At 70.5% G+C, this 6112-nt stretch carries 7 protein-coding genes; 2 read left to right on the top strand and 5 right to left on the bottom strand.

Translation table 11 applies throughout. From position 1 onward, the window contains the following. Positions 1-559: hypothetical protein (locus tag CCN51_RS51070; RefSeq protein WP_211303348.1), on the bottom strand; the 559-nt coding region annotated here is incomplete at its 3' end. Between the two features lie 15 nt (positions 560-574). Beyond that, the gene (locus CCN51_RS51065) at positions 575-1810 is read right to left on the bottom strand and encodes a TRAFAC clade GTPase domain-containing protein (RefSeq protein WP_086861217.1); all 1236 of its coding nucleotides are present in this window, start codon (positions 1808-1810) and stop codon (positions 575-577) included. Positions 1811-1994: 184 nt separating this feature from the next. Here CCN51_RS51065 and CCN51_RS51060 point away from each other — a divergent pair, with 184 nt between their 5' ends. Continuing rightward, positions 1995-3035 (top strand): dipeptidase, encoded by a 1041-nt coding sequence (locus tag CCN51_RS51060; RefSeq protein ID WP_014175353.1) that lies wholly within the window; start codon positions 1995-1997, stop codon positions 3033-3035. 18 nt (positions 3036-3053) lie between these two features. Here the strand turns inward: CCN51_RS51060 and CCN51_RS51055 are convergent, their stop codons facing one another. From CCN51_RS51055 to CCN51_RS51045, 3 genes are read right to left on the bottom strand one after another with little or no spacing between them, the layout of a single operon-like run. Then, entirely contained in the window at positions 3054-3818 is a 765-nt protein-coding gene (locus CCN51_RS51055; protein ID WP_014175352.1) for a fibronectin type III domain-containing protein, read from the bottom strand. Next, on the bottom strand, positions 3815-4423 hold the full coding sequence (locus CCN51_RS51050) for a hypothetical protein (RefSeq protein ID WP_014175351.1): 609 nt from the start codon (positions 4421-4423) through the stop codon (positions 3815-3817). The genes CCN51_RS51055 and CCN51_RS51050 overlap by 4 nt, the downstream gene beginning before the upstream one ends. Before the next feature lie 13 nt (positions 4424-4436). Continuing rightward, a complete protein-coding gene (locus CCN51_RS51045; protein WP_014175350.1) occupies positions 4437-5114 on the bottom strand; it encodes a polysaccharide lyase family protein in 678 nt (225 codons plus the stop codon). A gap of 200 nt (positions 5115-5314) precedes the next feature. On the opposite strand from CCN51_RS51045, the gene CCN51_RS51040 reads away from it, so the two are divergent. Continuing rightward, a partial coding sequence (locus CCN51_RS51040; RefSeq protein ID WP_143676215.1) for a phage holin family protein occupies positions 5315-6112 on the top strand: 798 nt, incomplete at its 3' end.

Below are 6112 nucleotides of genomic sequence, written 5' to 3'. Positions count from 1 at the left end.
GCGGAGGAGGAGGGGGGTCGGGTTTCGCCGGCCGTCTGGCGCGCGCCCGGAACGGGGGCGAGACGGACCACTGGGCCCGTTCCGCCGATGCGTTCGCGGGGAAGCTGAGGGCCTTGGACCGGACGGGGGCCAGGTCGTACCGGTCCGTCTGCCAGAACCGCTGGAAGGCGGGGACGTTGTGCTCATGGGCGGTCCGCAGCGCCCCCTGCGGCACCCACGGGCGCGGTCCGCCGTCGGAGGTGACCGCCGGGAGGGTGCGCAGCACCCCTTCGATCAGATAGATCGGGCGGGAGTGCGCGTCGTGCAGCGGACCCTGCCGTTCCCCCGCCTCGGCCGGGTCCGGGCGTATCACCCGGAACACCAGGGCGAGGTCGTCTGCGTCGGACCGCTCGATGACCCGGAACCGCAGCTGCCCCTCCGGGGTGGGCTTCCCGCCGGCCGCGTCCAGCAGCACCGGCTCCAGACCGTCGGCGCCGGGCAGACCGGGCACCACGACCGTACGGAACGGGGTGCGGCGCCCTCGGCTGATCAGGAAGGGCCACCACTCGACACTCTCCACGGGACCACCCACGCCTCAGGCCAGTATGGAGTCCGGCTCGTCCCGCTCGAACTCGCCCAGCTGGCCGACCAGGCGGTGAACGGTGTGGTGCACGGCGGACGTCTCGTCCTTGACGGATTTTACGCGGCGCCCGCGCCACGACCGCTGGAGTCTTTTGGCCCTGCGGACCTCTCTCGGCGACCGGGAGGCCAACTGGCCGAGCGCCCCTAGCGCGGCATCCAGGAAACCCGCCAGTACGGCGGGGCTGACGGTGATTCCGGACTTCATCAGCTGCGCCTGCAACTGGGGTGACAGGCCCGCCGCGAGGAGCTTCCTGACGCGCCCGGGGGAGCCGGGCGCGCCGGCCTGGTCCCCCAAGTCCTGGCCCGGGTCCTGGTTATCGCCCGCTTCCTGGTCCTGCTGCAGATCCTGGCCGGCCGCCCGCCGGGCCTCACTGATCCGCAGCGCTTCGTATGCGCGCACACACAGATCCGGCAGCACCGAGACGAGCGGGATCTCCACATTCATGGGCTTGGGGTTCGTCCGGTCCAGCTTGCGCACCTTGCCCTCGCTGTCGAGCACCGCGAACCCCCGGCCGACGGCGCTCACCGGGATCAGCCGGATCCGGCCGGGTGGCACCGGGAATCTTCGGGTCCGCCCGGGCGCGCGGCTGGCGACGAGCTGGTTGAAGGTGGGCTCCCGCATCAGGCGCTGCTTGACATCGGCCAGCGTGAAGTTCTGCTCCACCAGGTCCCACTTGGTCAGCACGAAGTGGATGGGCCCCGGGAATCCCTGCATCAGGGAGAACATCGGCGCCAGGTCGTCCCGGAGGAAGTCCTCCGCGCCCCGGTTCCCGAACAGCAGACCGCGGATCTTGACCCCGTCCAGCAGCCCCAGCAGCGCGTCGGCCGTCTCAAGACGCTCCTCGAACCAGTCCTGGACCTGCGAGCCCTCGCCGACGGGGTGGGTCAGATGCTCCCCGGCGTAGTCGATGTACTCGATCTGCATCGTCTCGAACACCCCGAACCGGGTCCACATCCGGCACGTGAACGTCCACTCGGGGGTCTCCGTACGGTCGGTGGGCGCCGGCCAGTCGCCCGAGCTCGCGACCTCGGAGTACACCTCGGTGAGCTTCCGCTCCTGGTCGCGGGGGAGCCGCACATGGAATCCCAGCTGCGGGTCCTGTGTGCGCAGCCGCTCCTGGAGCGCCGCCAGATACACGGTCTTGCCGGAGCCGGACGGCCCCAGCGCCACCACGTTGAACTTCTCCACGCTCATATCCCCCTGGCGCCCCGGCAACGGCCATGCCGGTGGGACGGTACCGCTGGAACGGCCGATACCGGCTCATGGATGCGACGATTCATTCGAAAGGGTGTTGACAGCCCCGTCGCCACTTGTTGTCCCATTGCTGTCCCACCGGATATTCCGTGGCCCGGCGCCCGACCCGTACGCCACCATGGCGTACGTGTCCCCGCATCTGGAACTCCACCGCCGCGCGGTGGTCGCCGACGCCCATAACGACCTGCTGATCGCGGTCACCGCTCGCCCGCCGCACCGCTGGGCCTCCTTCTTCCGCGACCAGTGGCTGCCCCAGCTGCGCGAGGGCGGGGTGGATCTTCAGGTGCTGCCGGTCTTCATCGAGGACCAGTTCCGCCCCGAGGGCGCGCTGCGCGAGACGCTGCGGATGATCGAGTGCGCGCACACCCTGGCCGAGGGCAACGCGGACGAGGTACGGCTGTGCCTGGACGGGGACGATATCGACCGCGCCCTGGACGAGGGCAGGATCGCGCTGGTCCTGGCGCTGGAGAGCGCCCCAGGACTGGACGCGAACGTGGAGCTGATCCCGACCCTGCACCGGCTCGGGGTGCGCATGGCGTCCATCGCCCACTGGGGCCGTACCGCCCTGGCCGACGGCAGCGGCGAGGACGCCACCGGCAGCCGGCTCACCGAGGCGGGGGTGGCGGCACTGGCGGAGATGGAGCGCCTGGGGATCCTCTTCGACGTCTCCCATCTGGGCGCCTCGGGCGTCGCCCATGTGCTGGAGCTCGCCACCCGGCCCGTGCTGGCCACGCACTCCTCCGCCCGCGCCCTGCTCGACCACCACCGCAACCTCACCGACGAGCAGATCCGCGGCCTCGTCGCGACCGGCGGCATGGTGTGTGTGAACTTCCTCGGCGAGTTCCTGGCCACCGACCCCGCCGAGCGCACGGTGGACCGGCTGGCCGACCACATCCTGCATATCGTCGAGGTCGCGGGCGTGGACCGGGTGGGCCTGGGGCCCGACTTCATCAAGGAGGTCAGCGCGGACACCAGCCCGCCGTGCTGCGAGGACCTGGAGTACGCCGAGCTGGTGGTGCCCGGCCTCGAAGGCCCCCGCGGGCTGCCCCTGGTGACGGAGGCGCTGGTCCGCAGGGGCCTTCCGGAGGGCGACATCCTCAAGATCCTCGGCGGAAACGTCCTGGAGCTGTTCCGCAAGGAGCTCGGCCGCCCCGCGTGAGCCGTACCTGCTCGTCTGTCACCGTTCCGGTGCGGATCCCGTCTTCAGGTGTACGACGTTGGACCCCTTGCCGTAGGAGAAGGCCCGCACCCGGTACGTCGCCCGCTTCTCGTTCTCCAAGGTGATCAGGCCGAAGGAGTTGATGTCCGGGTCCAGGACGGCCACCGGCCGGAAGCGGTCGCCGCCCTGCGGCCGGTCCTCCAGCAGATAGCCCTGCTCGTCGGAGGCGTGGTCGGTCCAGGTGAACCGGATGCCGTTGGCGTGCATGACGGTCGCCTTCAGACCGGTGGGGGTGGCCGCGCTTGCCGTGGCGGCGTCTTTGACGGAGCCGGTGCGCACGGCCGTTTGGCGCAGCGTCCGGGGCGGCGCCCACTCGTGGTCGCTCTTCTGCTCCTTCGCCGTGAAATCCCCCTTGGGCAGCCGCACCTCGACCGGCCGCGAGGCGGGCCCGTAGTAGGGGCGCACGCGGTAGTAGAAGGGCGTCCGGGGCATCAGGTCGGGGTGCCGGTACGAGGTCCGGCCGAGCGGCACGTACTCAAGGATCGTGTACGGCCCCTCGGGCGCGGTCGCGAACTCCACGATCCGCCCGGCGGCCCCCGGCTCCGTGCCCGTCCACCTCAGGGTGGCGTCCACCGGCGAGGTCAGAGTGGCGGTGAGCCTGGTGCCGGTGGCGGAGGAAGGGGCCGGTTCGGCGGAGCGGGCGGCCGGCTGCGGCGACGAGCAGCCGGCCAGGGCGGCGGCGGCGAGGACCGCCGCCGCCAGGGCTCTGCGCGCGCCGCTCACTTGCGCCAGAACTTGACGTTGCTCCACACCACCGTGGCCGGACCGTTGCCGCTGCTGGTGCGGTAGGCACCGAACTTGTCGTAGAAGCTGCCGCCGGGGCTGTCGACGGTGTGCTTCAGCGATCCGTTGATGTACGTGCGGTGTTCCTTGCCCACCTGGTGCACGGTGTTCACCCGCACCGTCGCGCCGACGGTCCCGGCGTTCGAGAGGGTGTCCCCGCCGTGCACGGCGTACAGCCGCCCGCCGCGCTCGACGGCCAGCATGAAGTACGGGCCCGCGCTGCCGTCCGTGTCGTTGAACGTCTGCTTCAGGCTGATCCGGGTGCCGCCCATGCTGGTGACCTTGAAATACCCCTCGAACTGGTGGGTGCCACCGGTGTAGGTGTCATACCGCCGCTCGGCGCGCTGGTCCCCGCTCGCCGTCGAGCAGGTGAGTGTGAAGGTCAGGTCGTCGACCTGACCGCAGCCCCGCTCCTGCACCTTGAATCCGGGGGACTCCGAGGTCCAGCCGCCGGGCTCGACCTCGGCGTGGGCGGCGGTCGGAGCCGTCAGCAGCAGTCCGCAGGCGGCCGAAATCGCGGCGATGGCGCGGTGTTTCACGGACATGTCTCGCGCTCCTCTACTTGACCCAATAGTGGATGTTGCGGAAGCGGGCCTCGGCCCGGCCACTGCCGTGGTGGTACACGCCGTTCTTGAAGTGGCGCGTCGCGGCCCCTCGGTCGGCGACGGTCAGGACCAGCTGGTCGTCGGCGTAGACCTGGATCTTTCCGGCGTCCGCGTCGTGCGCGACCTTCAGGTTCCACCACTTGTTGTAGACGCCGGACTTGATGACCTGGTCCGTATAGCGCTTGACGGTGCCACCGTTCTCGCTGGACACGCGCAGCATGATGTCGGTCGCGGGGGTGCCGGAGGGGTGCTTGACCCGCAGGATCTGCATGAAGTCCGCGCCGTTGGTGCCGGACGGGATGTACACATCGGCGTCCCACATGCGCTTGCCCGAGGTGTACTCCTGCTGCCACCGCATCTCGGTGCGCGGATCGGTCGAGCTGCCCTCTTCCAGGGGCTCGTCCGTGGAATACACCCACATGGTGTGCGTGTTGGTGCCCGAGTCGTAGCGGTAGCGCTCGCTGAGGTCGAGGTTCCAGGGCTTGTGCATGGCGTAGGTGAAGGACTTCTGCTGCCAGCCGTCCGTCGGCGCGGTCGCGGTCGCTGTCGCCGGTGTTGCCGATGCCACGCCGGTCAGCGCTCCCACGAGCGCGGCGACGGCGATGGCCACTCTGGTGCGTAACGCGGGCATGTGATCGTCACCTCCAGTCGATTGATCATGGTCTAGACCAAGAGTCACGGTAGGCCGGTGCGCATGGCGTGTCCATATCAATGAACGAGATTCTTATAGAGAAACGCCCCGGCTGGGCCCGAGATCCGCTGTGACAGGCTGGGGGCCGGTCCGCGAGTGCCGAGCGGGCCTGGATACGCGAGGTGAGTGACGGCGTGCAGATGCCCCGTTGGAAATCCGTGGGCGCGGCCCTGCTGCGGGTGCTCGCGGTGTGGGCGGTGTCCACGCTCACCATGCTGGCCCTCGCGGGCATCCTCCCCGACTTCCGGCTGCAGTCCGCCGACGGGGACAGCACGACCCGGATCGCCATCACCGCGGCGAGCGGCGCCGGGGCCTTCGGTCTGCTCAGCGCGCTGGTGTGGCCACTGCTGGTGCGAGCCCTGCTGCTGGTGCCCGCGTTTGTGCTCGGGCTGCTGGTGTTCGTGCTCAACGGCTCGCTGCTGCTGGTCGCGTTGAATCTGATCCCGGACGGGCGCGGCGCCGCCGAGCCCGAGACCGCCGTGGTGGTCGCGGCCGTGATGTCCGCCGCGTCCTCGGCGACCAGCACCTTCCTGACCGTACGGGACGACGGCGCCTACCGTCGGCGGCTGGCGCGGCTCGCGGACCGCCGTCGGCGCAGACGGGGCGAGACGGGCGGGCCGCCGCAGCCGCCCGGGACGGTGTTTCTGCAGATCGACGGTGTGGGACACGATGTGCTGCGGGACGCGGTGCGGCCCCGCGGCAACCGGCCGCCGATCATGGAGACCGTCGCCGGCTGGGTGGACACCACCCATACGCTCACCCCCTGGCGCACCGACTGGTCCAGCCAGACCGGCGCCAGCCAGCTCGGCATCCTGCACGGCTCCACCGAGGACGTGCCCGCCTTCCGCTGGTACGAGAAGGAGACCCGGCAGGTCATCGTCAGCAACCGGCCGACCAGCGCGGCCGAGCTGCAGCGCCGGGCCGCGGCCCGCACCGGG

This window comes from Streptomyces milbemycinicus, from assembly GCF_002154605.1.
Classification (GTDB): Bacteria; Actinomycetota; Actinomycetes; order Streptomycetales; family Streptomycetaceae; genus Streptomyces; species Streptomyces milbemycinicus.
The sequence above is the reverse complement of the archived record's forward strand: the minus strand, read 5'-3'. Positions and strand labels throughout refer to the sequence as shown.